The 22,067-nt window shown below is 70.3% G+C and carries 27 protein-coding genes; 7 read left to right on the forward strand and 20 right to left on the reverse strand.

Annotated elements, in window-relative coordinates; all coding sequences use genetic code 11:
* Nucleotides 1–53 precede the first annotated feature (53 nt).
* The 6 genes from A5680_RS00645 to pyrH all read right to left on the reverse strand — a co-directional run bounded on the left by A5680_RS00645 (nucleotide 54) and on the right by pyrH (nucleotide 5,008).
* Nucleotides 54–941, reverse strand: coding sequence for a cytochrome c biogenesis CcdA family protein (locus tag A5680_RS00645; protein ID WP_067815082.1), 888 nt, complete (start codon nucleotides 939–941; stop codon nucleotides 54–56).
* Nucleotides 941–1,447, reverse strand: coding sequence for a protein disulfide oxidoreductase (locus A5680_RS00650; RefSeq protein WP_067815085.1), 507 nt, complete (start codon nucleotides 1,445–1,447; stop codon nucleotides 941–943). The genes A5680_RS00645 and A5680_RS00650 overlap by 1 nt, the downstream gene beginning before the upstream one ends.
* A 56-nt stretch (nucleotides 1,448–1,503) precedes the next feature.
* Nucleotides 1,504–2,616, reverse strand: a complete 1,113-nt coding sequence (gene rlmN, locus A5680_RS00655) for a 23S rRNA (adenine(2503)-C(2))-methyltransferase RlmN (RefSeq protein ID WP_055403223.1) — start codon at nucleotides 2,614–2,616, stop codon at nucleotides 1,504–1,506.
* Between the two features lie 42 nt (nucleotides 2,617–2,658).
* Nucleotides 2,659–3,582, reverse strand: a complete 924-nt coding sequence (locus A5680_RS00660; RefSeq protein ID WP_082970226.1) for a phosphatidate cytidylyltransferase — start codon at nucleotides 3,580–3,582, stop codon at nucleotides 2,659–2,661.
* Nucleotides 3,583–3,613: 31 nt separating this feature from the next.
* Nucleotides 3,614–4,171 (reverse strand): ribosome recycling factor, encoded by a 558-nt coding sequence (frr, locus tag A5680_RS00665; RefSeq protein ID WP_055403225.1) that lies wholly within the window; start codon nucleotides 4,169–4,171, stop codon nucleotides 3,614–3,616.
* A gap of 66 nt (nucleotides 4,172–4,237) precedes the next feature.
* Nucleotides 4,238–5,008 carry a UMP kinase gene (gene pyrH, locus A5680_RS00670; protein WP_055403226.1) on the reverse strand — a complete coding sequence of 257 codons (771 nt, stop codon included), beginning with the start codon at nucleotides 5,006–5,008 and terminating at the stop codon, nucleotides 4,238–4,240.
* Nucleotides 5,009–5,345: 337 nt separating this feature from the next.
* Here pyrH and A5680_RS00675 point away from each other — a divergent pair, with 337 nt between their 5' ends.
* Nucleotides 5,346–5,582 carry a CsbD family protein gene (locus A5680_RS00675; RefSeq protein WP_055403227.1) on the forward strand — a complete coding sequence of 79 codons (237 nt, stop codon included), beginning with the start codon at nucleotides 5,346–5,348 and terminating at the stop codon, nucleotides 5,580–5,582.
* 132 nt (nucleotides 5,583–5,714) lie between these two features.
* Nucleotides 5,715–6,461 carry a response regulator transcription factor gene (locus A5680_RS00680; RefSeq protein ID WP_067815090.1) on the forward strand — a complete coding sequence of 249 codons (747 nt, stop codon included), beginning with the start codon at nucleotides 5,715–5,717 and terminating at the stop codon, nucleotides 6,459–6,461.
* 22 nt (nucleotides 6,462–6,483) lie between these two features.
* On the opposite strand, the gene A5680_RS00685 is transcribed toward A5680_RS00680, so the two are convergent.
* A complete protein-coding gene (locus A5680_RS00685) occupies nucleotides 6,484–7,419 on the reverse strand; it encodes a lysophospholipid acyltransferase family protein (RefSeq protein ID WP_055403229.1) in 936 nt (311 codons plus the stop codon).
* 105 nt (nucleotides 7,420–7,524) lie between these two features.
* The gene (locus A5680_RS00690) at nucleotides 7,525–8,085 is read right to left on the reverse strand and encodes an MPT63 family protein (RefSeq protein ID WP_055403230.1); all 561 of its coding nucleotides are present in this window, start codon (nucleotides 8,083–8,085) and stop codon (nucleotides 7,525–7,527) included.
* A gap of 309 nt (nucleotides 8,086–8,394) precedes the next feature.
* Here A5680_RS00690 and A5680_RS25955 point away from each other — a divergent pair, with 309 nt between their 5' ends.
* Nucleotides 8,395–8,565: a hypothetical protein gene (locus A5680_RS25955; RefSeq protein WP_197281239.1), complete on the forward strand. Its 171-nt coding sequence runs from the start codon at nucleotides 8,395–8,397 to the stop codon at nucleotides 8,563–8,565.
* A 51-nt stretch (nucleotides 8,566–8,616) separates the two neighbouring features.
* Entirely contained in the window at nucleotides 8,617–9,456 is an 840-nt protein-coding gene (locus A5680_RS00695; RefSeq protein WP_067815093.1) for an SDR family oxidoreductase, read from the forward strand.
* A gap of 12 nt (nucleotides 9,457–9,468) precedes the next feature.
* Here the strand turns inward: A5680_RS00695 and A5680_RS00700 are convergent, their stop codons facing one another.
* On the reverse strand, nucleotides 9,469–9,792 hold the full coding sequence (locus tag A5680_RS00700) for a DUF2795 domain-containing protein (RefSeq protein ID WP_067815096.1): 324 nt from the start codon (nucleotides 9,790–9,792) through the stop codon (nucleotides 9,469–9,471).
* 54 nt (nucleotides 9,793–9,846) lie between these two features.
* Entirely contained in the window at nucleotides 9,847–10,260 is a 414-nt protein-coding gene (locus tag A5680_RS00705) for a ChaB family protein (RefSeq protein ID WP_067815099.1), read from the reverse strand.
* A 93-nt stretch (nucleotides 10,261–10,353) separates the two neighbouring features.
* On the opposite strand from A5680_RS00705, the gene A5680_RS00710 reads away from it, so the two are divergent.
* Nucleotides 10,354–10,776 (forward strand): MarR family winged helix-turn-helix transcriptional regulator, encoded by a 423-nt coding sequence (locus A5680_RS00710; protein ID WP_055403234.1) that lies wholly within the window; start codon nucleotides 10,354–10,356, stop codon nucleotides 10,774–10,776.
* On the opposite strand, the gene A5680_RS00715 is transcribed toward A5680_RS00710, so the two are convergent.
* From A5680_RS00715 to rpsB, 3 genes are read right to left on the reverse strand one after another with little or no spacing between them, the layout of a single operon-like run.
* Nucleotides 10,777–12,174 carry an amidase gene (locus tag A5680_RS00715; protein WP_055403235.1) on the reverse strand — a complete coding sequence of 466 codons (1,398 nt, stop codon included), beginning with the start codon at nucleotides 12,172–12,174 and terminating at the stop codon, nucleotides 10,777–10,779.
* 31 nt (nucleotides 12,175–12,205) lie between these two features.
* On the reverse strand, nucleotides 12,206–13,021 hold the full coding sequence (tsf, locus tag A5680_RS00720) for a translation elongation factor Ts (RefSeq protein ID WP_067815102.1): 816 nt from the start codon (nucleotides 13,019–13,021) through the stop codon (nucleotides 12,206–12,208).
* 12 nt (nucleotides 13,022–13,033) lie between these two features.
* On the reverse strand, nucleotides 13,034–13,870 hold the full coding sequence (gene rpsB / locus A5680_RS00725; RefSeq protein WP_055403237.1) for a 30S ribosomal protein S2: 837 nt from the start codon (nucleotides 13,868–13,870) through the stop codon (nucleotides 13,034–13,036).
* A 262-nt stretch (nucleotides 13,871–14,132) separates the two neighbouring features.
* Between rpsB and A5680_RS00730 the strand changes: the two genes are divergently transcribed.
* Nucleotides 14,133–14,627 (forward strand): M23 family metallopeptidase, encoded by a 495-nt coding sequence (locus A5680_RS00730; protein ID WP_067815105.1) that lies wholly within the window; start codon nucleotides 14,133–14,135, stop codon nucleotides 14,625–14,627.
* Nucleotides 14,628–14,642: 15 nt separating this feature from the next.
* Here A5680_RS00730 and A5680_RS00735 read toward each other — a convergent pair whose 3' ends face one another.
* The 4 genes from A5680_RS00735 to dprA are packed head-to-tail and all read right to left on the reverse strand — an operon-like array spanning nucleotide 14,643 to nucleotide 18,828.
* Entirely contained in the window at nucleotides 14,643–15,539 is an 897-nt protein-coding gene (locus A5680_RS00735) for a tyrosine recombinase XerC (RefSeq protein ID WP_067815108.1), read from the reverse strand.
* A gap of 33 nt (nucleotides 15,540–15,572) precedes the next feature.
* Nucleotides 15,573–16,736 carry a lactate 2-monooxygenase gene (locus tag A5680_RS00740; protein WP_067815111.1) on the reverse strand — a complete coding sequence of 388 codons (1,164 nt, stop codon included), beginning with the start codon at nucleotides 16,734–16,736 and terminating at the stop codon, nucleotides 15,573–15,575.
* 42 nt (nucleotides 16,737–16,778) lie between these two features.
* The gene (locus A5680_RS00745; protein ID WP_055403241.1) at nucleotides 16,779–17,630 is read right to left on the reverse strand and encodes a siderophore-interacting protein; all 852 of its coding nucleotides are present in this window, start codon (nucleotides 17,628–17,630) and stop codon (nucleotides 16,779–16,781) included.
* Nucleotides 17,631–17,661: 31 nt separating this feature from the next.
* Nucleotides 17,662–18,828, reverse strand: coding sequence for a DNA-processing protein DprA (gene dprA, locus A5680_RS00750; protein WP_156674969.1), 1,167 nt, complete (start codon nucleotides 18,826–18,828; stop codon nucleotides 17,662–17,664).
* A gap of 113 nt (nucleotides 18,829–18,941) precedes the next feature.
* Between dprA and A5680_RS00755 the strand changes: the two genes are divergently transcribed.
* Nucleotides 18,942–19,217: a DUF4190 domain-containing protein gene (locus A5680_RS00755; protein ID WP_067815117.1), complete on the forward strand. Its 276-nt coding sequence runs from the start codon at nucleotides 18,942–18,944 to the stop codon at nucleotides 19,215–19,217.
* Between the two features lie 14 nt (nucleotides 19,218–19,231).
* Here A5680_RS00755 and A5680_RS00760 read toward each other — a convergent pair whose 3' ends face one another.
* From A5680_RS00760 to fdhD, 3 genes are all read right to left on the reverse strand, one after another.
* Nucleotides 19,232–20,743, reverse strand: a complete 1,512-nt coding sequence (locus A5680_RS00760; RefSeq protein ID WP_067815119.1) for a YifB family Mg chelatase-like AAA ATPase — start codon at nucleotides 20,741–20,743, stop codon at nucleotides 19,232–19,234.
* On the reverse strand, nucleotides 20,743–21,120 hold the full coding sequence (locus A5680_RS00765; protein WP_055403245.1) for a YraN family protein: 378 nt from the start codon (nucleotides 21,118–21,120) through the stop codon (nucleotides 20,743–20,745). Before A5680_RS00765 ends, A5680_RS00760 begins: the two co-directional genes overlap by 1 nt.
* A gap of 103 nt (nucleotides 21,121–21,223) precedes the next feature.
* On the reverse strand, nucleotides 21,224–22,042 hold the full coding sequence (gene fdhD / locus A5680_RS00770; protein WP_067815122.1) for a formate dehydrogenase accessory sulfurtransferase FdhD: 819 nt from the start codon (nucleotides 22,040–22,042) through the stop codon (nucleotides 21,224–21,226).
* Nucleotides 22,043–22,067 lie beyond the last annotated feature (25 nt).

The raw sequence follows: 22,067 nt of genomic DNA on the forward strand, positions 1-22,067 counted from the left end.
TGCTGGGCGCGAACGCCGACCCGCGGGATGCGGTGATCACCGCGGCCGGGCGCCTACAGGGGACGCTGGCCGGCTGGATCAGGTAGGGCCGCCGCCCCGGCGCGCGTCCGGCGGTACCAGGTGCCGCCGATGACGACGATCGTCAGCGCGCCCGCGGCCAGCGCCCATGGCCACATCCCGTGTTGGTACACCCAGCCGGCCAGCGTCCCCTGTAGGCGCCCGGCCGCGGTGATCACCGCATCCCGCGGGTCGGCGTTCGCGCCCAGCAGCCGCACCTCGTAGGCGCCGTAATAGGCGACGTACAGACCGACCAGCATCAGGACGGCACCACCGATCCGGTCGACGAACGGCAGGACGCGCCGCAGGCGGTCGGCCATCGCCGAGCTCGCGGTCGCCGCGGCGACGGCCAGGACGCCGACGACCAGGGTCAGCCCCCCGACGTAGGCGAGGTAGATCGCCACCGCCGTGACGATCGACCCGCCCCGCAGGCCCGCCGCGGTGACCGCCAGAAACGGGCCGACGGTGCACGACAGCGAGGCGATCGCGTAGCTGACGCCGTAGGAGTACATGGAGCTCAGCTGGACCGTGGGCGCCCAGCGCGGGCCCACCGGCCGCGGGGTGAGCGCCGCCAGCCCGCGGCCCGACAGCAGCCACCCGCCCAGCGCCACAAGCGCGACGCCGACGATGACCGTGGCGTACGGCACGTATCGCTGGACCGCGCCGGCGGCCGATACGGTCAGCGCGCCGAACAGGCCGAACACCGTCAGGAAGCCAAGCGCCATGACCGCGGTGGCCGCCAGGGCCCGCCCGGCCGCCGCCACCCCCGCTCGCGGCCCGCGCACCACCAGCAGGAGGTAGGCGGGCAGCATGGCAAACCCGCACGGGTTCAGGGCCGCCACCAGCCCGGCCGCGAAGGCCAGGCCGACGAGACCCCGATCCATCAGGACCTCAGCGCGGCGACCCGGTCAGACAACTCCTGCTGCGGCATCGCCGAGGTCGGGTTGTTCACGAACGTCGAGCTGCCGTCCGCGCGGTAGAACACGTAGGCGGGCTGCCAGGGGACGTTGTACCGGGCCCAGATCGCGCCGTCGGTGTCGTTGAGGTTGGTGAAGTTCAGGTTGTACTTGGCGACGAAGTTCTGCATCGCCGCGACGTCCGAGTGGGCCGCGACGCCCACGAACGTGACGCCGGGATTGGCCGCGGCCACCTGGCTCACGCCCGGCGCCTCGGCGTTGCAGAACGGGCACCACGGCGTCCAGAACCACAGCACCGCGGGTTTGCCCTGCAGGCTGGCGCCGTTGAACGGCGCACCGCTCAGGGTCGTGCCGGTGAATTGCAGACGGTCGTCGGCGGCGGAGCGCGGCGCGTCGCCGAGCCCGAATATCAAGGCGGCGGCGAAAAGGGCCGCGGCCACAAGCCGGAGCGGGGTCAGGAACCGAACAATCATGGCGTCACCTCGTTTGCTGGTCTATGCCTGTTAGACGTGGTGGACGCCGTCCCGGTTCAGCCTTCGGCGGCCAGCTGTCCGCCTTCGGCGGCCAGCTGTCCGCAGGCGGCACTGATCTCGCGCCCGCGGGTGTCCCGCACCGTGCACGAGACGCCCTGCGCCCGCACCCGCCGCACGAACTCCCGCTCCACCGGCTTGGGGCTGGCGTCCCACGCACTGCCCGGAGTCGGGTTGAGCGGAATCAGGTTCACGTGCACCAGCGGGCCGAGCGCCCGGTGCAGCCGTTTGCCCAGCGCATCGGCCCGCCACGGCTGGTCGTTGACGTCGCGGATCAACGCGTACTCCACCGAAACCCGGCGGCCCGTGACGTCGGCGTAGTAGCGGGCGGCGTCGAGCGCCTCGGCGATCTTCCACCGGTTGTTGACCGGCACGAGGGTGTCGCGCAGTTCGTCGTCGGGCGCGTGCAACGACAGCGCCAGCGTCACCCCGAGCCGTTCGTCGGCGAGTTTGCGGATTGCCGGCGCCAGGCCGACCGTCGAGACGGTGACCGAGCGGGCCGAGATGCCGAAGCCGTGCGGCGGCGGTTCGGTGATGCCCCGCACCGCGGCCAGCACCCGGGCGTAGTTGGCCAGCGGCTCCCCCATGCCCATGAACACGACGTTGGACAGCCGATCGCCGAAGTCGTCGCGCAGGGCGACCGCCGCGGACCGGACCTGCTCCAGGATCTCCGCGGTGGACAGGTTGCGGGTCAGGCCGCCCTGCCCGGTCGCGCAGAACGGGCAGGCCATGCCGCAGCCGGCCTGTGACGAGATGCACACGGTGTTGCGCTGCGGGTAGCGCATCAGCACCGACTCGAACGTCGTCCCATCGGTGCCGCGCCACAACGTCTTTCGGGTTTGTCCGGCGTCGCACGTCACCTCGGCGGCCGACGTCAGCAGGTGCGGGAACATCGCCTCGGCGATCCGGTCCCGCACGGCCGCCGGCAGGTCGGTCATCTCGCGCGGATCGGCGATCAGCCGGCCGTAGTACTGCTGCGCGAGCTGCTTGGCGCGGAAGGCGGGCAGGCCCAGCTCCGCGACGGCGGACGCGCGGCCGGCCGCGTCGAGGTCGGCCAGGTGCCGCGGCGGCCTGCTGGGGCGGGGTTCGGTGAAGACCAGTTGTTGGACCATGACCCGTCCAGTATCGGCCACCTCAGGGGCTGGCCGGAAAACCTAGGAAAGCAGCGTCAGGATGATCCACGCGGCGACCGCCGACGGGAGCACGCCGTCGAGCCGGTCCATCAGGCCGCCGTGGCCGGGCAGCAGCCGGCCCATGTCCTTGATGCCCAGGTCGCGCTTGATCTGCGACTCGACCAGATCGCCCAGCGTGCAGGTGAGGACCAGCACGACACCCAGCAGCGCGCCGATCCAGGGCGGTTTGCCCGCCAGGAGAGTCGCGGTCAGGATCGCCGCGGTGATGCCGAAGAAGAGCGAACCGGCGAACCCCTCCCAGGATTTCTTCGGGCTGATCGCCGGAACCATCGGGTGCTTGCCGAGCAGCACGCCCACCGCGTAGCCGCCCACGTCGGAGGCGACGACGGTGACCATCAGGCAGAAGACCCGGCCCGCGCCGTCCTGCGGGTAGACCAGCAGGACGCCGAACGAGGCGAACAGCGGCACCCAGGCGGCCAGGAACACGGTCGCGGAGGCGTCGCGCAGGTAGTTGGCCGACGGCGACCCGGCGAACGGCTCGGGCCGTTTGCGGTTGTCCTGCATGAACAGCCGCCAGACGTTGCAGACCACCACGGTGGCGCCGAAGCCGCCCAGGGCGCCGGCGGCGTGGTAGGGCCACGTCAGCCAGACGGTGGCCTGACCGCCGATCAGCAGCGGGATCAGCGGGATGACGTAGCCGGCCTCGCGTAGCCGCCGCACCACCTCGTGGGTCGCGACCGGAATGGCGATCGCGACGATGGCCACCCAGAAGCGCGGCGCGAACACCAGCGTCACGATGAGGACGCCGCCGATGCCCGCGCCCACGGCGATGGCGGCGCGCAGGTCGCGTCCCGCCCGGGACGTCTTCTTGGCCGGCGGCGACGTGGTTTCCTCGGCCTCACGCGCCGGCTCGTCGGGCGGGCTGGCTGCGCCGGTGGTTGCCACGGACCTGGGTGAACTCAGCTACTGGGGGCCGCTAGACCTCCAGCAGCTCGCCTTCTTTGTGCTTGACCAGGTCTTCGATCTGGGTGACGTACTGGTGCGTGGTCTTGTCGAGGTCCTTCTCCGCCCGACCGACCTCGTCCTCGCCCGCCTCGCCGTCCTTGCGGATGCGGTGCAGCTCCTCCATTGCCTTGCGGCGGATGTTGCGCACCGAAACCTTGGCGTCCTCGCCCTTGCCCTTGGCCTGCTTGACCAGCTCGCGGCGGCGTTCCTCGGTGAGCTGCGGCACGGCCACCCGGATCAGGGTGCCGTCGTTGGTGGGGTTGACGCCCAGATCGGAGTTGCGGATCGCCGTTTCGATGGCGCCCAGCTGGCTGGCCTCGTAGGGCTTGATGACGACGAGCCGCGCCTCGGGCACGTTGATGCTGGCCAGCTGCGTGATCGGGGTGGTGGCGCCGTAGTAGTCGATGGCGATCCGGGAGAACATGCCCGGGTTGGCGCGGCCGGTCCGAATGGTTGACAAGTCGTCACGGGCCACCGCTACGGCCTTCTCCATTTTCTCTTCAGCGTCGAAGAGAGCCTCGTCAATCATTTGCGCCGCTCCTCCTCATCACTGCGTTCTGCATCGTCGCCAGCGCGCATTTCTTCGCTCTTCCCCTCAGGTGGTGACCAGTGTCCCGATTTTCTCACCGGCGACCGCGCGGGCGATATTGCCATTGGTCAGCAGGTTGAACACCAGGATCGGCATGCCATTGTCCATGCACAGACTGAACGCCGTGGCATCGGCCACTCGCAGCCCCCGGTCGATCACCTCGCGGTGACTGATCGCGGCGATCAGCTCGGCCTGCGGATTCACCCGCGGGTCCGCCGAGAACACCCCGTCCACCGCCTTGGCCATCAAGACCACCTCCGCGCCGATCTCCAGCGCCCGCTGCGCGGCCGTGGTGTCGGTGGAGAAGTACGGCAGCCCCATGCCGGCCCCGAAGATCACCACCCTGCCCTTCTCCAGGTGGCGAACCGCCCGCAGCGGTAGGTAGGGCTCGGCGACCTGCCCCATGGTGATCGCGGTCTGCACGCGCGTGACGATGCCTTCCTTTTCCAGAAAGTCCTGCAGCGCCAGGCTGTTCATCACGGTGCCGAGCATGCCCATGTAGTCCGAACGGGTGCGTTCCATGCCGCGCTGCTGCAGCTGCGCGCCCCGGAAGAAGTTGCCGCCACCGATGACGACCGCGACCTGAACACCGTCGCGGACCACCTCGGCGATCTGGCGGGCCACCCGTGCCACGACGTCGGGATCCAGCCCGACCTGGCCGCCGCCGAACATTTCGCCGCCCAGCTTCAGCAGGACCCTGGAGTACTTGGGCCGCGTGCGCGACTGCCCGGCAACTGATCCATTCTCCGGCGCCGTGGGCTCCCTGGACTCCGTCATCAGGCTCCTCGCATGAGAGTGCCATCCCGGCGTGAGCTCATCCGGAACGGCATTTCACATCCTGCCTCATCGCAGCACAACGCGGTGCCGGTGGGGTGCGTTATGCGCAGAGTTGGCGATGCTGGCGGCTTTTCGCGGCTATCGGCCCAGCTGACACCGGCGGCGGAAGCCCGTCGGACCACGGATGTTTGAGCGACGGCCGACTGGGGGAATCCGCAGCATCGCGGTGGGAATTGTCGGTCTTGAGAAACAAGGGCCGGCCTCGCCGCGGGACCGGACCGGCCGCGTGGCGGTCGGCGGATCGCTCAAAAGTACGCCTACAAGGAGGAACGGATCCATGGCGGACAACAACTCGGGACCTGCTGAAGCCGTCAAGGGCGTCGTCGAGGACGTCAAGGGCAAGGCGAAGGAGGCCGTTGGCGCGGTGGCGGGTCGTGACGACCTCACCCGCGAGGGCCAGGCCCAGCAGGACAAGGCTGAGGCACAGCGCGACGCGGCGAAGAAGGAAGCCGAGGCCGAGGCGGCGCGAGGCGGCGCCGAGGCGGCTGAGCAGCGCCAGAAGGCCAATCAGTAGCTTGCTGGGAGGATGGGCTCGGTCTGTGCACACGGACCGGGCCCATCGACCTTTTTGGGGGGCTTGCATAGTTTCCCGACGAGCGGGTATTCAGCGCTGCGCTGGCAGAACCACAAGTTTCGGAGATGTCGTTTGGACGTGCTGTTGCTGACCGACGCGGACGACTTCGATCGCGTTCTGCCGCACCTGAATTCGTTCGCGCGGACCATGCGGCGCGCACCGCTCACCGATGACGGACACGGGTCGGCCAACTGCGGGGACGTGGCGATAGTCGACGCTCGTGGCGACGCCGCGGCGGCCCAGACCGCGTGCCGTCGCCTGACGACGGACGCACCCGCCACCGCGGTGGTGGCCCTGGTGGCACCGGCCGGCGAGGTGGCCGTCGCCGGGGACTGGACCGTCGACGATGTCGTGCCACCCGGCGCCGACGCGGACGAGCTGCAGGAGCGGCTGGGGCGCGCGATCGCCCACCGGCGCAGCGCCGTGGACGGCAGCCTGAGATACGGGCCCTTGCTGTTGCACCCGACGAGTTTCACCGGGTCGCTTCAGGGCAAGGACCTGGGTCTGACGCTGACCGAGTTCAAGCTGCTGAGTTTCCTGGTGCAGCACGCCGGCCGGCCGTTCACCCGCACCCGCCTGATGCACGAGGCGTGGGGCTATGACTGCAACGGCCGGGTCCGTTCCGTCGACGTCCACGTCCGGCGCCTGCGCGCCAAGCTCGGTGCCGAGCATCAGTCGATGATCGGCACCGTCCGGGGCGTCGGTTACCAGGCGGCGACTCCCCCGCATCCGGAATGGATCGTCAGCGAGGCGGCGACGACGCCCACGGGGGCGACGACTCAGCCCGCGCCCGACCCGGGGTTGACGCCGGCGAGTTGATCGTCTTGTGGCAGTACACCTTTCAGCCGAACAGTGGGAAGGCGCGCTTGCGTGCGAGCGCGTCCATTCCATCCTGAATGGCGTCCTGGACCTCGTTGTACTTGCGGTCGATGTAGGACTCGTCATCCGCGCGCGCCGGATCGTGGTCGAGCTCCACGGGAGGCATGAACCGGGTCCTGATCTTGGCCGGTAGCGGCAGCTGCGGCAGCGCCGCCGGGGCGATCCCCCACGGCAGGGAAACCGCCAAGGGGAACACCTTGAGGCGAAGCAGGCGGTCCAGCTGTAGGGCTTTCGACAGCTTGTCGCCGCGGATCAGCACCGGCATGGCGTCGCCGCCGCCGACCGTGGCGATCGGCACGATCGGCACGCCGGCCCGAATGGCCATCTTCACAAAGCCTTTTCGGCCCGCCAGGTTGGCCTGGTCACGCTCGGTCCACGGGCGCAGCGAGTCCACCTCCCCGCCGGGCCACAGCGCCACGTCCCGCCCTTCGGCCAAGGCGGTGGCGATCGCGTCGGGGGCGGCCGGCAGCACACCCATCGAGCGGAAGTACCGGCCGATCACCGGGATCGCCATCAACGCGTCGTGAGCGGTGCCGTGCAGCGGGCGTTCCTGCCCGAACCGCCGCCACCATTGCAGGCCGACGGTCCATGCATCCCATACGAAGGGAGCGCCGGAGTGGATCCCGATCAGCAGCGCCGGCGGTTCCGGGATGTTCTCCCAGCCGTCGATTTCCATGCGAAACCAATAGTCCACCAGCACATTCCACAGATACTTCTGCCGCTGCAGGGTCTTCTCGTCCTGCCCGCTGAGGTCCCACCTGCCCGCGCGCTCGGCGACCCAGCCGCTCACCCCACCCCGCTGATCGCTGCGCTTCTCCTCCATGGTCGAACGCGCTCGCTCCGCGTTCCGTTGCGCCTGCTTGCGAACGTCGGCCGGCCTGTGATCGGGGTTACTCATGGCTGCCGGGTACCCGATTCGCGCCCACACGATGCAACACCCGGGCCCTTAAAAGCGGACCTCCCCGCGTCGCACGCGACGCGGGGAGCTTTTCCGCAAGCCGGATTAGGTGTGTGTCGGGCTGGGCGGAGCACCGGGCGCGGGGCTCGGGCTAGGGCTCGGGGCCCCCGGCGCAGCGGCGCTCGGCACGTTCGACGTCCACATCAGGATGTCCTGCAGTCCGTCGTTGTAGACGACGCCGTTCGGGGGCGCGCCGGTCACGTCGAAGTACAACGTCCCGGTGGACTCGCTGCCCTGCGGGATAGGTGCGGGGTTGAGGCCGTTCGGCGCCCCCACCTTGTCGATCACGCGGTAGTTCTGGCCGTTGGGGCCGCGCGCGATGAAGTCGTTGACCATCGGGGTCACCAGCCCGCCGTCCGACCGGGCGGTGACGTCAGCCTGGTAGAGCGTTCCCTTGGGCGTGTACCCGGGGATGGCGACGTTGCTGGGCTGCAGGTTGCTCACCGTGTAGTTGGTGACCAGCGGCCCGTCGACGAGTTGCTCGCTGGTGCCGAAACCCTGGATGTTGGGCGGTGCGGCGGACGCCGTCGCCGCGGCGAAAACGCTTGCCACCGCGATACCCCCGGCAGCGGCAGCGGTCTTGACGGCCGTCTTGCTGACCTTCATTGCTCATTCCTTTCGTGTCGAACAATCGCCCCCCGTAAGGGCAATACGCACTAGGCGCCACATATCCATTAGCTGTCCGCTTTAAACATGTGCGTTCGCGTAAATTCGCAATTCCCGGGCCGTTAGCTGCCGGAACGCGGTTATTTTGTTGGACAGCATCTTTCGCATCAGTTATTCACATCCGTATCGCTATTCACGTCGCAGCATCGGCGCGCCGCCGGCCACCGCGGCCCCCGGGACGAGCGATTAGCCCCAGCCCTGGCGGGTAGTCGGAGCCAGGCGAAGGCGACGAGGACGAAAGGGGCCGTCATGGAACGCGGCAGCTCGAAGCACAGTCCGCGCGAGGACGAGGAACTCAAGCACGAATTGGAGGGCACGCTGCGCGGTAACAGGTCGAGCCGCGCCGAAGAATGGCGTGACCCCGAACCGCCGGCCGACGACGATCCCGACGTTCCCACTGCGGGTCCAAGCCAACGGTAAACCGCGCGCGTTTGCCGGCAATATTTCTCGATCACGAATAAGGGGCAACCGATGGGCTTTGCGCCTCAGCAACAAACCGCCCCGGGAGTGCAGGCGAAGATGACGCCGGTTCCCGATTGCGGCGAAAACACTTACCAGGGCTCGGGAAAACTCACGGGCAAGCGGGCGATCATCACCGGCGGGGACAGCGGCATCGGCCGCGCGGTCGCGATCGCGTTCGCGCGCGAGGGTGCCGACGTGCTGATCTCCTATCTCAACGAGGACGACGACGCCCGCGACGTCGCCCGCTACGTGGAGGATGCGGGGCGCAAGTGCGTGCTGGTGCGCGGGGACCTGTCGGATGCGGCGCACTGTCGCGCCGTGGTCGATCGCGCCGTGCAGGAACTCGGCGGCATCGACATCCTGGTCAACAACGCCGCCTACCAGATGATGCACAAGAGCCTCGACGAAATCACCGACGAGGAATGGGATTACACGTTTCGGCTCAACGTCGGCGCTTACTTCTACCTCGCTAAGGCGGCCGTGCCGCACATGGGCGCAGGGTCGTCGATCATCGGCAGTTCGTCGGTCAACTCGGATACGCCCAACCCCACGCTTGCGCCGTACGCGGCGACCAAGGCCGCGATCGCGAACTTCTCGGCCAGCCTGGCTCAGCTGTTGGGCGAAAAGGGAATTCGGGTGAACAGCGTGGCCCCCGGTCCGATATGGACGCCCCTGATCCCCTCGACCATGCCGCCGGACAGCGTCGAATCGTTCGGTGACAACACCCCGCTGGGGCGTGCCGGCCAACCCGCCGAGCTCGCACCCGTCTATGTGCTGCTGGCCTGCGACGACGCCAGCTACATTTCCGGCGCGCGGGTGGCCGTGACCGGAGGGCGGCCAATTCTCTAGCGCGACAGGATATTAGGAGCCGCGGTTCTCGCCGAGTTCCTCGACGATGGGGCTCTGGACTCCGATGTCCTTCGCGCTCTCGGCCAGGCCCGGCTTGGTGTGGGTGCGACGCGCCGCGGCCCTGCCCTGGGTGTCGCGATCGTCGGCGATGGTGACCGACGCGGCCACCTGGGCGGCGTTGTTGTACGTCTCGGGCGGAATGCCCCGCAGCGCGCGGATCGTGTCGTCGTCGCAGCCGTTGCGGCCGGCGGCGTCAAGCAGGTCCTGCTTGCCGGCCGGGAAGTCCACATCGTTGAGGCACTGGCGCAACTGACTTCGGGTGGTGGACGCAACCATGGCAGTCGGGATGCCCGGTGGCCCTTGGTCTAAACGAGTCGCAGGACACGTTTCTCAGCGGCCGCGCACCCTGCGGTTATGCTTCTTGATCGCGTCGACCAGCTCCGCCTTGCTCATCGTCGACCGGCCCCTGATCTCGAGCCGCCGGGCCAGGTCGAGCAGATGCTTCTTGCTGGCGTTCGCGTCCACGCCCTCGGCGGTCTCGCCCGAGGCGCGTGGGCCACCGCTCTTGGCGCGCTCGTCGGACGGGCCCTTCTTCGCCTTGGGCTCCCAATGGTCGCCGACCTTTTCGAAGCTGTGCTTGAGGGCCGAATAGGCCACCCGGTGGGCGCGCTCTTCGCTGCCGTATTCGTCGGCGTCCGCGTCATGCGTCTTGGCGAACGTGCGTTGCGCTTTGGCGTTGGAACGCCGCAAAGTGCTCGGCAATTCGTCTTTCTTCGGCTTGCCGCCTTTCGTCGTCTTGGGCATAAGAACTTGGGTTACCCGTCTGCCGGGCCGGCAATCAGGACTTTGTGCGCCGAAGTTCCCAGTGATCGCGCGAAGTATGTCAATATGGTTGACATGGTTCAGGCCGAAGACGCCCCGCTCGGTTACCTGCTGTACCGGGTGGCGAGTTTGCTGCGACCCGAGGTTTCCGCCGTGTTGGGCCCGCTCGGGCTGACCCTGCCCGAATTCGTCTGCATGCGAATGCTTTCCATAGCTCCGGGCATGTCCAGCGCCGAATTGTCCCGGCAGGCGAGCGTCACGCCGCAGGCGATGAACACGGTGTTGCGCAAGCTGGAAGACATTGGCGCCGTGGAGCGTCCGACATCGGTGTCCAGCGGTCGCGCGCTGCCCGCCACGCTGACCGGCCAGGGCCGCGCGTTGCTGAAGCGGGCGGAGGGCGCGGTGCGCACCGCCGACGCCCGCATCCTGGCCAAGCTGACCGAACCTCAGCAGCGCGAATTCAAGCGGATGCTCGACAAGCTCGGCTCCGACGGCTGATCACGCCGCCTGGATGCGCGCCCAGGGCCGTGCCTGCTCGAGTTCGTAGGCCAGCTCGAGCAGCAGCGCCTCCTGGCCGAGGTCGGCGGAGAGCATCATGCCCACCGGCATGCCGTCTTCTGACTGCTCCAGCGGAACCGAGAGCGCCGGTTCGCCGGTGACGTTCTGCAGCGGCGTGAACGCGACCCAGTCGGTCAGCCGGTCCATCACCTGGCGGTAGTCGGTGGGGGCGAGATACCCGATCCTCGGCGTCTCTTCGGCGAGCGTCGGGGTCAGCACCGCATCGTAGGTGCCGAACAGCCGCGCGGTGCGCCGGCGAATCCGGCGCAGCCGCATGATCGCCGGCGGGAGCCGGTGCAGGTTTCGGGCGGTGTGCCGTTCCAGGCCGAGCGTGAGGCTGTCCAACCGGGTGCGGTCGAAGGTCTTGCCGAACAGGTGCCGCCCGCTGCGCACCTGGGCCAGCGCCAAAAATCCCCAGTACAGGACGAAATCGTCGACGAAGCTGGCCGGCACCGGGGGCTCGTCCAGGTGCTCGACGCGGTGGCCCAACTCCTCGAGCAGCCCGGCCGATTTCAGCGTCAGCTCCCGCACCTGAGGGCTGCATTCGCGCTGGACCGAGCGGGTCACCACCGCGATCCGCAACCGCTGCCTGCCCGGGCCGGTGACGTCGCCGATCGGCGCCAGTTTCGGGTTGCGCCAAATGCGTTCGGCCTCCCGGTAGAACGCCGCGGTGTCGCGCACCGAACGGGTCAGGACACCGTTGGCGACGATGCCCACCGGCATCCGGCGCAGGTGCGGGTCCAGCGGCAGCCGCCCGCGCGACGGCTTCAGGCCCACGAGGCCGTTGCAGGCCGCGGGAATGCGGATCGATCCGCCCCCGTCGTTGGCGTGGGCGATCGGCACCACGCCCGCGGCGACGAAGGCCCCCGAGCCCGATGACGACGCGCCGGCGCTGTAATCGGTGTTCCACGGGTTGCGGACCGGCCCCAGGCGGGGGTGCTCGGCCGACGCGCTGAAACCGAATTCCGACAGCTGCGTCTTGCCGACGGGCGCCAGCCCGGTGGCCAGGAACAGGCGGGTGAACTCGCCGTCGGAGGTGGCGTTCCACGGCGTCCACGCGTCGGTGCCGTGCATCGTCGGCTGGCCGGCGATGTCGACGTTGTCCTTGAGGAACGTCGGCACGCCGTCAAAGAAACCCTGCGCCGGCGCCGCCGTTCGGGCCTGCTGAAAGGCGGCGTAGGCCAGGCCGTTGAGCAACGGGTCGACGGCCTCGGTGCGGGCGATGGCGGCCTCGACCACCTCCGCCCTGCTGACCCAGCCGGCCTGTATCGCGTGGGCGAGGCCGACCGCGTCCAGATCACCGAGGGCGTCGTCGCCGAACGCGTGCACATGTCGCATGGATCGACGCTAACCCGCGAAGGCGCGGGGCTTAGGCCTGGCCCACCTCGAAGCGCACGAACCGCGTGACGCTCACCCCGGCCTCGTCGAGCAGCGCCTTGACCGTCTTCTTGCTGTCGGACACCGACGGCTGCTCCAGCAGCACCGCGTCCTTGAAGAAACCGTTCAGCCGGCCCTCGATGATCTTGGGCAGCGCCTGCTCGGGCTTGCCCTCGGCCTTGGCCGTCTCCTCGGCGATGCGGCGCTCGCTGGCCACCACGTCCTCGGGAACGTCCGCACGCGACAGGTAGCGCGCCTTGAGCGCGGCGATCTGCAGCGCGACGGAATGCGCGGCCTCCGCGTCGGAACCGGTGTATTCCACCAGCACACCGACGGCCGGCGGCAGGTCGGCCGCACGCTTGTGCAGGTAAGCCTCGACGGTGCCGTCGAAGAACGCGACGCGGCGCAGCTCGAGCTTCTCGCCGATCTTCGCCGACAGGTCGGCGATGGCCTGCTCGACCGTCTTGCCACCGGTCGTGGCGGCCTTGAGCGCGTCGACGTCGGTGGCCTTGGAGTCGGCGGCCGCGGCGACGATGTCGTCGGCGAGCGTCTGGAACTCGGCGTTCTTGGCGACGAAGTCGGTCTCGGAGTTCAGCTCGATGAGCGCGCCGCCCTTGGTCGCGACCAGACCCTCGGCCGTGGCGCGCTCGGCGCGCTTGCCGACGTCCTTGGCGCCCTTGATGCGCAACGCCTCGACGGCCTTGTCGAAGTCGCCGTCACTCTCGGCCAGCGCGTTCTTGCAGTCGAGCATGCCGGCGCCGGTGAGCTCCCGAAGCTTCTTGACGTCGGCGGCGGTGAAGTTGGCCAATGGTCAGCCTTCCTATGAAGGGTCTGTTGTCGATTCGGGTGCGCCCGCGTCGGTGGGGGCGCTGGCGGCAGCGGAGGCCAGCAGTTCCTGCTCCCATTCGGGCAGCGGCTCGGCGGCCAGCGAATCCGAAGCCTCGGGTTTGCCGTCGCCGCGGCCGACCCCGGCGCGGGCCTGCAACCCCTCGGCGACCGCGGAGGCGATCACCTTGGTCAGCAGCGCGGCCGAGCGGATCGCGTCGTCGTTGCCCGGGATCGGGTAGTCGACCTCGTCGGGGTCGCAGTTGGTGTCCAGGATCGCGATGACCGGGATACCAAGCTTGCGGGCCTCGCCGACGGCGATGTGCTCCTTGTTGGTGTCGACGACCCAGATGGCCGAGGGCACCTTGGCCATGTCGCGGATACCGCCCAGGCTGCGCTCCAGCTTGTTCTTCTCCCGGGTCAGCATCAGGATTTCCTTCTTGGTGCGACCCTCGAAGCCGCCGGTCTGCTCCATCGCCTCGAGCTCTTTGAGGCGCTGCAACCGCTTGTGCACGGTCGAGAAGTTGGTGAGCATGCCGCCCAGCCAGCGCTGGTTCACGTACGGCATGCCGACGCGGGTCGCCTCGGCGGCGACCGATTCCTGCGCCTGCTTCTTGGTGCCGACGAACAGCACCGACCCCCCGTGGGCGACGGTCTCCTTGACGAACTCGTACGCCTTGTCGATGAAGGTCAGCGTCTGCTGCAGGTCGATGATGTAGATGCCGTTGCGGTCGGTGAAGATGAACCGCTTCATCTTGGGGTTCCAGCGCCGGGTCTGGTGCCCGAAGTGGGTGCCGCTGTCCAGCAGCTGTTTCATGGTCACGACGGCCATGGTGATGCCATTCCTTTGTTTCGGTTGTCGCCCGGCGTCGGGTGAAGCCGGGCCCTGGCGCCTGCTGCGATGCCGAACCCCGTCAGGGGACCGCTCGGCATGCGGTGCGAACTCCTAGTGGTACGGGAGACGCGGTGCAGACGCGCGAAGTCAGCCCGCGAACGAGCTGCGACCAGCAGTTTACACCGACTCAGCAGGTGGTTTTGCACAGCACCGGGCGGGCTGAGTGGTGCGGGGGCCCGCCCGGCGATGAACTGAGCCGATGCGACGGGTTCTCTGGCCGCTGCTGTGTCTGGCGGTGCTCAGCGCGGCGCCGGCAATTGCGGACGGTCCTCGGCTGGATTGGCCGCTGCGGCCTGCCCCGCCCGTCGCCCGCGGATTCGACGCCCCGGCACCGGACTGGAAGCCCGGGCACCGCGGGGTCGACCTGCCCGGCGCGCCTGGTCAGCGCGTGTACGCCGCGGGCGACGCCACCGTGGTGTTCGCCGGGCAGCTGGCCGGCCGGCCGGTGGTGTCGCTGGCGCACCCGGGCGGGTTGCGGACCAGCTACGAGCCGGTCCGGGCGGCGGTGTCGGTGGGTCAGTCGGTGACCGCGGCGACCGTGATCGGCACGCTGGACGCCGGGCACGCGGGCTGCCCGGCCGCGGCCTGCCTGCACTGGGGCGCGATGTGGGGTCCGGCGTCCGGCGCCCACTACGTCGATCCGGTGGGCCTGGTGAAGTCGACGCCGATCCGGCTCAAGCCGTTGCGGGGCTGAGGTCGCCGCCCGCGCTCAAGCCCGCGGGTGCGCCTGATCGTGCACCGCCCGCAGCCGGGAGACGGCGACATGGGTGTAGAGCTGCGTGGTCGCCAGGCTGGAATGGCCTAGCAACTCCTGGACCACCCGCAGGTCGGCCCCGCCTTCGAGCAGGTGCGTCGCCGCGCTGTGCCGCAGGCCGTGCGGCCCCATGTCGGGTGCGCCGTCCACCGCCGCGACGGTCTGGTGGACGACGGTGCGGGCCTGGCGCACGTCGAGCCGCCGGCCCCGCGCGCCCAGCAGCAGGGCCCGCCCCGAGGTGGCCGTCGCCAGGGCGGGCCGGCCCTCGTCCAGCCAGGCGCGCAGCGCCTCGGCGGCCGGCGTCCCGAACGGCACCGTGCGCTGCTTGTTGCCCTTGCCCAGCACCCGGACCAGCCGGTGGTGGGCGTCCACGTCGTCGATGTCCAGGCCGCACAGCTCGCTCACCCGGATCCCGGTGGCGTACAACATCTCGACGATCAGCCGGTCCCGCAACGCCATCGGATCCCCTTGTTGGGCACCAGATTTCGCGGCGGCCATCGCATCGAGCGCCTGGTCTTGGCGCAGCACCGCCGGCAGGGTGCGGTGCGCCTTCGGCACCTGCAGCCGGGCCGCGGGATCGCCCGTCAGCAGGCCGCGCCGCACCGCCCACGCGGTGAAGGCCTTGACCGCCGAGGTGCGACGGGCCAGCGTCGTGCGGGCCGCGCCGGCCGTGGCCGCGGCCGACAACCACGACCGCAACAGAAGCAGGCTCAGCCCGTCGAACCCGGCGCCGCGGTCCTCGAGGAAAGCGAACAGCGAGCGCAGGTCGCCGAGGTAGGCCCGGCGCGTGTGCGCCGACCGGCCGCATTGCAGCTCCAGGTACTGGTCGAACTCCTCGAGGACGGCCTCCACAGCTGAAACGTTGGCAGGCGCCGCCAATTTCGCTCAGTCGACGCGCCGCAGCGTGTCCGGGGTGAGATCTTTCAGCTCGGGATATCCGTCGACGGCCATGATCAGGTCGGCTTCGGCCAGCATCATCCGCAGCACGTGCACGATGCCGTCGACCCCGCCGAGCGCCAGCCCGTACGCGTAGGGCCGGCCGATGCCCACCGCGGTCGCGCCCAGCGCGAGCGCCTTGATGATGTCGGCTCCGCTGCGCACGCCGGAGTCGAACAACACCGGAAGGCCGTCGGCCGCCTCGACCACGCCCGGCAGGCAGTCGAGCGCGGGCAGGCCGCCGTTGGCCTGCCGGCCGCCGTGGTTGGAGCAGTAGATGCCGTCGACGCCGCCGTCCCTGGCGCGCCGGGCGTCGTCGGGGTGGCAGATGCCTTTGACGAGCAGCGGCAGATCGGTGAGCGAACGCAGCCAGGGCAGGTCGTTCCACGTGAGCGCGTTGCCGAAGAGCTGCACCCAGCGCAGCACGGCGCCCTGCGGGTCCTCCTCGGGCGGGCGTGACAGGCCCGCGCGGAAGACCGGGTCGCTGGTGTAGTTGGCCAGGCAGTGCCCGCGCAGCTGGGGAAAGTTGGAGGTGCTCAGGTCGCGGGGGCGCCAGCCCGTCACCCAGGTGTCGAGGGTGACGACGATGCCCTTGAATCCGGCCGCTTCGGCGCGCTGCACCAGGCTGGCGGCCATCTCGCGGTCGTTGGGCGTGTACAGCTGGAAGAAACCCGGGGTGTCGCCCAGGGCGGCGGCGACGTCTTCCATCGGGTCGACGGTCAGCGTGGAGGCGACCATCGGGACGCCGGTGGCCGCGGCCGCCCGCGCGGTGGCCAGGTCGCCGTGGCCGTCTTGGGCGCAGATGCCGATGACGCCGATGGGCGCCATGAACACCGGAGCCGGCAGCGTCAGGCCGAACAGCTCGACGGACAGGTCGCGTTCGGCGGCGCCGACGAACATGCGCGGGATCAGCCCCCACCGGTCGAAGGCCTCGCAATTGGCCCGCTGGGTGCGCTCGTTGCCGGCGCCACCCGCCACGTAGGACCAGACCGACGGCGGCAGCGCCGTTGCGGCCTTGGCCTCCAGCTCCGCGAAGGCCATCGGGAACTGGGGCACCACTCCGCCCAGCCCGCGCAGGTAGATCTCGTTCTGGTAGTCCCCGAAATGCGCCATGGAAGTAGAGGATGCCAGCCTGCGGTCGGGCCGACGAACCCGCTACGAGGTCCCGGCCTCCGCCTCGGCCAGTTCCTTCTTCCATTGCCGGAAGGTCTCTTCGGTGCGCCCGCGGCGCCAGTAACCGGAGATGGACGACGCCCACCTCGCGTCCACGCCGCGCTCCTTGCGGATGTAGGGCCGCAGGTTGTGCATCACGCTTTGCGCCTCGCCGTGGATGAAGACGTGCACCTGCCCGGGCAGCCACGGCGTGGTGGTGACGGCCTCGATCAGCGGGGCGTGGTCACCGGCGCGGTCCTCGGGGACCAGGTCGGCTCGCCCGCCGCGATACACCCAGTGCACCTCGACGCCCTCCGGCGCGGTCAACCCGATCTCGTCTTCCTGGCCCGCCACCTCGATGAACGCCTTGCCAACCGCGTTGGCGGGCAACGCTTCCAAAGCCGCGGCAATGGCGGGCAGCGCCGATTCGTCACCGGCGAGCAGGTGCCAATCGGCGGCCGGGTCGGGGGTGTAGGCCCCGCCGGGGCCCATCAGGAAGATCCGCTGGCCGGGCTCGGCCGACGCGGCCCATTGGCCGGCGATGCCGTGCTCGCCGTGCACGACGATGTTCAGGGTGATCTCGCGGGCCGCCGGGTCGACGTGGCGGACCGTCATGGTCCGCACCGACGGCCGCTTCTCGGGGGGCAGGCCGGCGAAGCTGTCCAGGGTCAACGGCTGGGGCAAGGCCTCGACGTCGACGTCGTCGGCGACGAACGCCAACTTGACGTAGGAGTCGGTGAACTTGCTGGGCACGAAGGCGTCGAAGTCCTTGCTGCCCAGCACGACCGCGACCATGTGCGGTGTGAGTTCCTTGGTATCGACAACCTCGAAGCGTTGCAGAGGTCGACCCGCCACTTGTCCTCCTGTTCCCTGCGACCCCCGTCGACTATACGAGTCGCGCCGTCGCCGCAGCTTGGCCGCCGGTGGCCCGGACAAGTCGCCACCTGCCCTCCTGGCGGCGCACCAACCCCGCCAACTCGAGAATCGCCAGCGGCCCGAGCACCCGCTCGGGCGCCAGCCCCGAGGCGACCGCGAGCTGCTCGACCGTGGCGGCGCCGCGGCCCGGCAGCGCCTCGTAGACCCGGCGCTCGGCGTCGCCGAGCCCGTCGAGCGCCGTCGCCGGGCGCGGTTCCTCGGCCGCCAGTTCGCCGATGCGGCCGATGAGCTCGACGATGTGGTCGGCCCGGGTGACCAGTTCGGCGCCGTCACGCAGCAGCGCGTGGCATCCGGCCGACGCCGATGAGGTCACGGGCCCGGGCACGGCGGCCACCACCCTGCCCAGCGCGCGCGCCCAGGCGGCGGTGTTGGCCGCGCCGCTGCGCAGGCCCGCTTCCACCACCACCGCGGCCCCGGCCACGGCGGCCACCAGGCGATTGCGGGTCAGGAATCGGTGCCGCGCCGGCCGCACACCGGGCGGATACTCGGTGAAGACCAGCCCGTGTTGGCCGATGCGATGCAGCAGGGCCGAGTGGCCACTGGGATACGGAATGTCGAGCCCGCCGGCGAGAACGGCCACGGTGATTCCGTCGGCGGCCAGCGCCGCCCGGTGCGCGGCGCCGTCGATGCCGTAGGCGCCGCCGGAGACGACGGCCACGTCGCGTTGCACCAGCCCGACCGCCAGGTCGTCGGCCACCCGCTCGCCGTAAGCCGTCGCGGCCCGGGTTCCCACCACCGCGGCCGCGCGGTGCACGGCCTCGTCGAGCCGGACCGGGCCCTGCGCCCACAACACCAGCGGCGCCCCACCGCGGCCGCGCGCCGGGCCGTTGGCGAACGCGGCGAACGCGAGCACCGGCCACTCGTCGTCGCCGGGCGTGATCAACCGCCCCCCGCGCCCGGCGATCAGGTCCAGATCGGCTGCTGCGCAGTCGATTTCGCGTCTGGCCTCGGTGTGCCGCGCCAGGTCGTCGTCCACGTGCCCGCGGCGGACGCGGTCGGCCGCCTCCACCGGGCCCACGCGTCGCACCAGGGTGGCGAGCTCGGCGCAGGGCGGCTCCGCCACCCGGGACAGGTACGCCCAGGCGCGCAGCGCAGGGTCGTCGACCGCCGTCAGCATCGCCATGCTCCAGGTCCCAAGAATCCACCAAGAATCCGTTGAGCCCCATACGCGAATGTGTTGTCGTGGCCCCCCATTCGCCATCGCGCAGCCGGCGACGAAAGGAGCGAACGATGATCATCTGCCCGCCGACGCGGCTCGCCGCGCCCGCCCGGCCGGTGAACCCGTGGGCGATCACCGCGTTCGCCCTGAGCCTGATCAGCTGGTGCGGCCTGCCGATCCCGATCCTGAGCGGCGTCCTCGCGTGCGTCGCGCTGCGCGACCTGGAACGGCGCGGCGAGGCCGGCCGCGCGATGGCGCAGTTCGCGCGGGCCTTCGCCATCCTGGTGACCGTCGCGATCGCGGTCCGGGGCGGCCACAACGACTGGCTGACGAAGGCGTACTGGTGACCGGCGGCCGGCGCTCATCGGTGGGCTCCCGGCTGCCGAAAGCTGAGCGCGGCCGCGACCTCCTCGGGCCCGGGCGCCACCCCGCCCGCCAGGTCGGCCAAAGTCCACGCGACCCGCAGGGTGCGGTCCAGGCCCCGGATGCTGAGCAGGCCACGATCCAGCGCCTGTTGCAGCGGGGTCATCGCGGCGGTGCCGGGACGGAACTTGCGGCGCAGCAACGCCCCGCTGACCTCAGCGTTGGTGCGAAACCCGTGCGGTAGCCACCGCTCGGCCGCGGCCGCGCGGGCCTGCGCCACCCGATGGCGGACCTGCGCCGTCGACTCGGCTGGGCCACCCGAGAACGCGCCCGCGCGCACCCCGTGCATTTCCACCCGCAGGTCCACCCGGTCCATCAGGGGCCCGGACAGCTTGCCCAGGTAGCGGCGCTTGACCGCCGCCGCACACATGCAGTCCTGCGGGTCGGCGGGCGCGCACGGGCACAGATTGGCGGCCATCACCAGCTGGAACCGGGCCGGATAACACGCCACCCCGTCGCGCCGGGCGAGGCGAATCTCCCCGTCCTCCAACGGCGTTCGCAACGCTTCCAGCACGTGGACGCTGATCTCGGCGCACTCGTCGAGGAAGAGCACCCCGCGGTGCGCTCGGCTGACCGCGCCCGGGCGCGCCATGCCCGAACCGCCGCCGACGAGCGCGGCCACGCTGGAGGTGTGATGCGGCGCCACGAAAGGCGGCGTGGTGATCAACGGCGTGTCCCCCGACAGCAGCCCGGCCACCGAATGGATGGCGGTGACCTCCAGCGACTCGCTCTCCGACAGTGGCGGCAGCAGGCCCGGAAGCCGTTGCGCGAGCATGGTTTTGCCGATGCCCGGCGGCCCGGTGAGCATGAGGTGGTGCGACCCGGCCGCGGCCACTTCCACCGCGAACCGCGCCTGGGTCTGACCGACCACGTCGGCCAGATCCGCCGAGGGCTCCGGCTCCGTGGCCCTCGTGGTGATCCTGTCGTCCAAGGCGGCGGACCCGCCGAGCCACCGCTGCAGTTGCCGCAGCGTGCGCACCCCCCAGACGTCGATGCCGTCGACCAGGCTGGCCTCGGCCAGGTTCTCCGCGGGGACGACGACGGCCGGCCAGCCGTCGCGCTTGGCCGCCAGCACCGCGGGCAGCACGCCGCGCACCGGGCGCACCCGACCGTCCAGCGACAGCTCGCCCAGCAGCACCGTCTTCTCCAGGCGGTCCCACGGGGTTTTCCGTTGCGCCGACAGGACGGCGGCGGCCAGGGCGATGTCGTAGACCGACCCCATCTTGGGCAGCGTCGCCGGGGACAGCGCGAGCGTGAGCCGCGACATGGGCCAGTCGTTGCCGCAGTTGCTCACCGCCGCCCGCACCCGGTCGCGGGACTCCTGCAGCGCCGCGTCGGGCAGACCCACCAGATGCACGCCCGGCAGCCCGTTGCTGATGTCGGCTTCGATCTCCACGATCTGTCCGTCCACCCCGCGCACGGCGACCGAGAACGCCCGACCCAGCGCCATCAGCCGATCCCCTGCAGGTGCGTGATCTCGGGGGTGCGCCGCCGCCCGACCCGCACCCGGATCACGTCGATGCGCAGCGCCGCCCAGCGCGTGTCCTGGCCGGCCAGCCACAGCGCGGCCAAGCGGCGCAGCCGGCGAACCTTGCGCTCGGTGACCGCGCACGCCAGCCCGCCATAGCCGTCACCGGTGCGGGTCTTCACCTCGACGAACACCGCCGTGCGGGCGGTCTCGTCACACGCGATGATGTCGAGTTCGCCGTAGCGGCAGCGCCAATTGCGGTGCAGAATGCGCAGTCCCATCCGGGTCAGGTGGTCGACGGCGAGCGCCTCGCCCATCGCCCCCAGCTGCGCCCGGGTCATGGGTGTTTCGGTGGTCATGCGGCCACGGTGCGCGATTGGTCCGACAAGGCGGGCCTTGGTGACTCGCGCCACGACCGGTCATCCCCAGTGCCGCGTCCATGCACAACGCGGCCGAAGGCGATCAGCCGATGCGATCCGCCCTGGTGTAGACGTTCATCGAGTCCTCCCGCAGGAACGCCACCAGGGTGATCCCCGACTCCTCGGCCAGCGAGACCGCCAGGGACGACGGCGCGGACACGGCGGCCAGCACCGGAATCCCGGCCAGCACCGCTTTCTGCGTCAACTCGAAGGAGGCCCGCCCACTGACCAGCAACACCGAACCCGCCAGCGGCACCCGCCGATGTTCCAGCGCCCAGCCGATGACCTTGTCGACCGCGTTGTGCCTGCCGACGTCCTCGCGGACCGCCCACATCGTGCCGTCGACGCCGAACAGCGCCGCGGCGTGCAGCCCGCCGGTGCTGTCGAAAACCTTTTGGGCCGAACGCAATTGGGTGGGCATCGCCTCCAGCGTGCTCGCCGCGACGGTCGCGGCGTCGGCCCCCGGCGCGAAGCGGCCGATCAGCCGGACCGCGTCGAGTGACGCCTTGCCGCAGACCCCGCAGGACGAGGTGGTGTAGAAGTTGCGCGTCACGTCGAGCGCCGGCGGCGCCACCCCGTCGGCCAGCGTCACGTCGAGCACGTTATAGGTGTTCGTGCCGTCGACGGCACCGCCGCAATAACGGATGGTCTGCACGTCGTCGCGGCCCCCGATCACCCCCTCGGTGAGCAGAAAGCCCTGCGCCAGTTCGAAATCCGCACCAGGGGTGCGCATGGTGACGGTGACCGCCGCGCCATTGACCCGAATCTCCAGCGGCTCCTCGACGACGAGGGTCTCCGGCCGGGTGGTCGCTTTCCCGGCGGTGAGATGCTTCACCCGCCGGCGCGCAGTTACGTGCCGCACTAGCCGATTTCACCGTCGCCCGGCA

The organism is Mycobacterium sp. E2989 (assembly GCF_001667595.1).
Taxonomy (GTDB): Bacteria; Actinomycetota; Actinomycetes; order Mycobacteriales; family Mycobacteriaceae; genus Mycobacterium.

Bases quoted from the DNA above. Each gene is read 5' to 3' on its own strand.
- A5680_RS00645 (WP_067815082.1), bottom strand. From the start codon at position 941: ATGGATCGGGGTCTCGTCGGCCTGGCCTTCGCGGCCGGGCTGGTGGCG.
- A5680_RS00650 (WP_067815085.1), bottom strand. From the start codon at position 1,447: ATGATTGTTCGGTTCCTGACCCCGCTCCGGCTTGTGGCCGCGGCCCTT.
- rlmN (WP_055403223.1), bottom strand. From the start codon at position 2,616: ATGGTCCAACAACTGGTCTTCACCGAACCCCGCCCCAGCAGGCCGCCG.
- frr (WP_055403225.1), bottom strand. From the start codon at position 4,171: ATGATTGACGAGGCTCTCTTCGACGCTGAAGAGAAAATGGAGAAGGCC.
- pyrH (WP_055403226.1), bottom strand. From the start codon at position 5,008: ATGACGGAGTCCAGGGAGCCCACGGCGCCGGAGAATGGATCAGTTGCC.
- A5680_RS00675 (WP_055403227.1), top strand. From the start codon at position 5,346: ATGGCGGACAACAACTCGGGACCTGCTGAAGCCGTCAAGGGCGTCGTC.
- A5680_RS00685 (WP_055403229.1), bottom strand. From the start codon at position 7,419: ATGAGTAACCCCGATCACAGGCCGGCCGACGTTCGCAAGCAGGCGCAA.
- A5680_RS00690 (WP_055403230.1), bottom strand. From the start codon at position 8,085: ATGAAGGTCAGCAAGACGGCCGTCAAGACCGCTGCCGCTGCCGGGGGT.
- A5680_RS25955 (WP_197281239.1), top strand. From the start codon at position 8,395: ATGGAACGCGGCAGCTCGAAGCACAGTCCGCGCGAGGACGAGGAACTC.
- A5680_RS00695 (WP_067815093.1), top strand. From the start codon at position 8,617: ATGGGCTTTGCGCCTCAGCAACAAACCGCCCCGGGAGTGCAGGCGAAG.
- A5680_RS00700 (WP_067815096.1), bottom strand. From the start codon at position 9,792: ATGGTTGCGTCCACCACCCGAAGTCAGTTGCGCCAGTGCCTCAACGAT.
- A5680_RS00705 (WP_067815099.1), bottom strand. From the start codon at position 10,260: ATGCCCAAGACGACGAAAGGCGGCAAGCCGAAGAAAGACGAATTGCCG.
- A5680_RS00710 (WP_055403234.1), top strand. From the start codon at position 10,354: ATGGTTCAGGCCGAAGACGCCCCGCTCGGTTACCTGCTGTACCGGGTG.
- A5680_RS00715 (WP_055403235.1), bottom strand. From the start codon at position 12,174: ATGCGACATGTGCACGCGTTCGGCGACGACGCCCTCGGTGATCTGGAC.
- rpsB (WP_055403237.1), bottom strand. From the start codon at position 13,870: ATGGCCGTCGTGACCATGAAACAGCTGCTGGACAGCGGCACCCACTTC.
- A5680_RS00730 (WP_067815105.1), top strand. From the start codon at position 14,133: ATGCGACGGGTTCTCTGGCCGCTGCTGTGTCTGGCGGTGCTCAGCGCG.
- A5680_RS00740 (WP_067815111.1), bottom strand. From the start codon at position 16,736: ATGGCGCATTTCGGGGACTACCAGAACGAGATCTACCTGCGCGGGCTG.
- dprA (WP_156674969.1), bottom strand. From the start codon at position 18,828: ATGCTGACGGCGGTCGACGACCCTGCGCTGCGCGCCTGGGCGTACCTG.
- A5680_RS00755 (WP_067815117.1), top strand. From the start codon at position 18,942: ATGATCATCTGCCCGCCGACGCGGCTCGCCGCGCCCGCCCGGCCGGTG.
- A5680_RS00760 (WP_067815119.1), bottom strand. From the start codon at position 20,743: ATGGCGCTGGGTCGGGCGTTCTCGGTCGCCGTGCGCGGGGTGGACGGA.
- A5680_RS00765 (WP_055403245.1), bottom strand. From the start codon at position 21,120: ATGACCACCGAAACACCCATGACCCGGGCGCAGCTGGGGGCGATGGGC.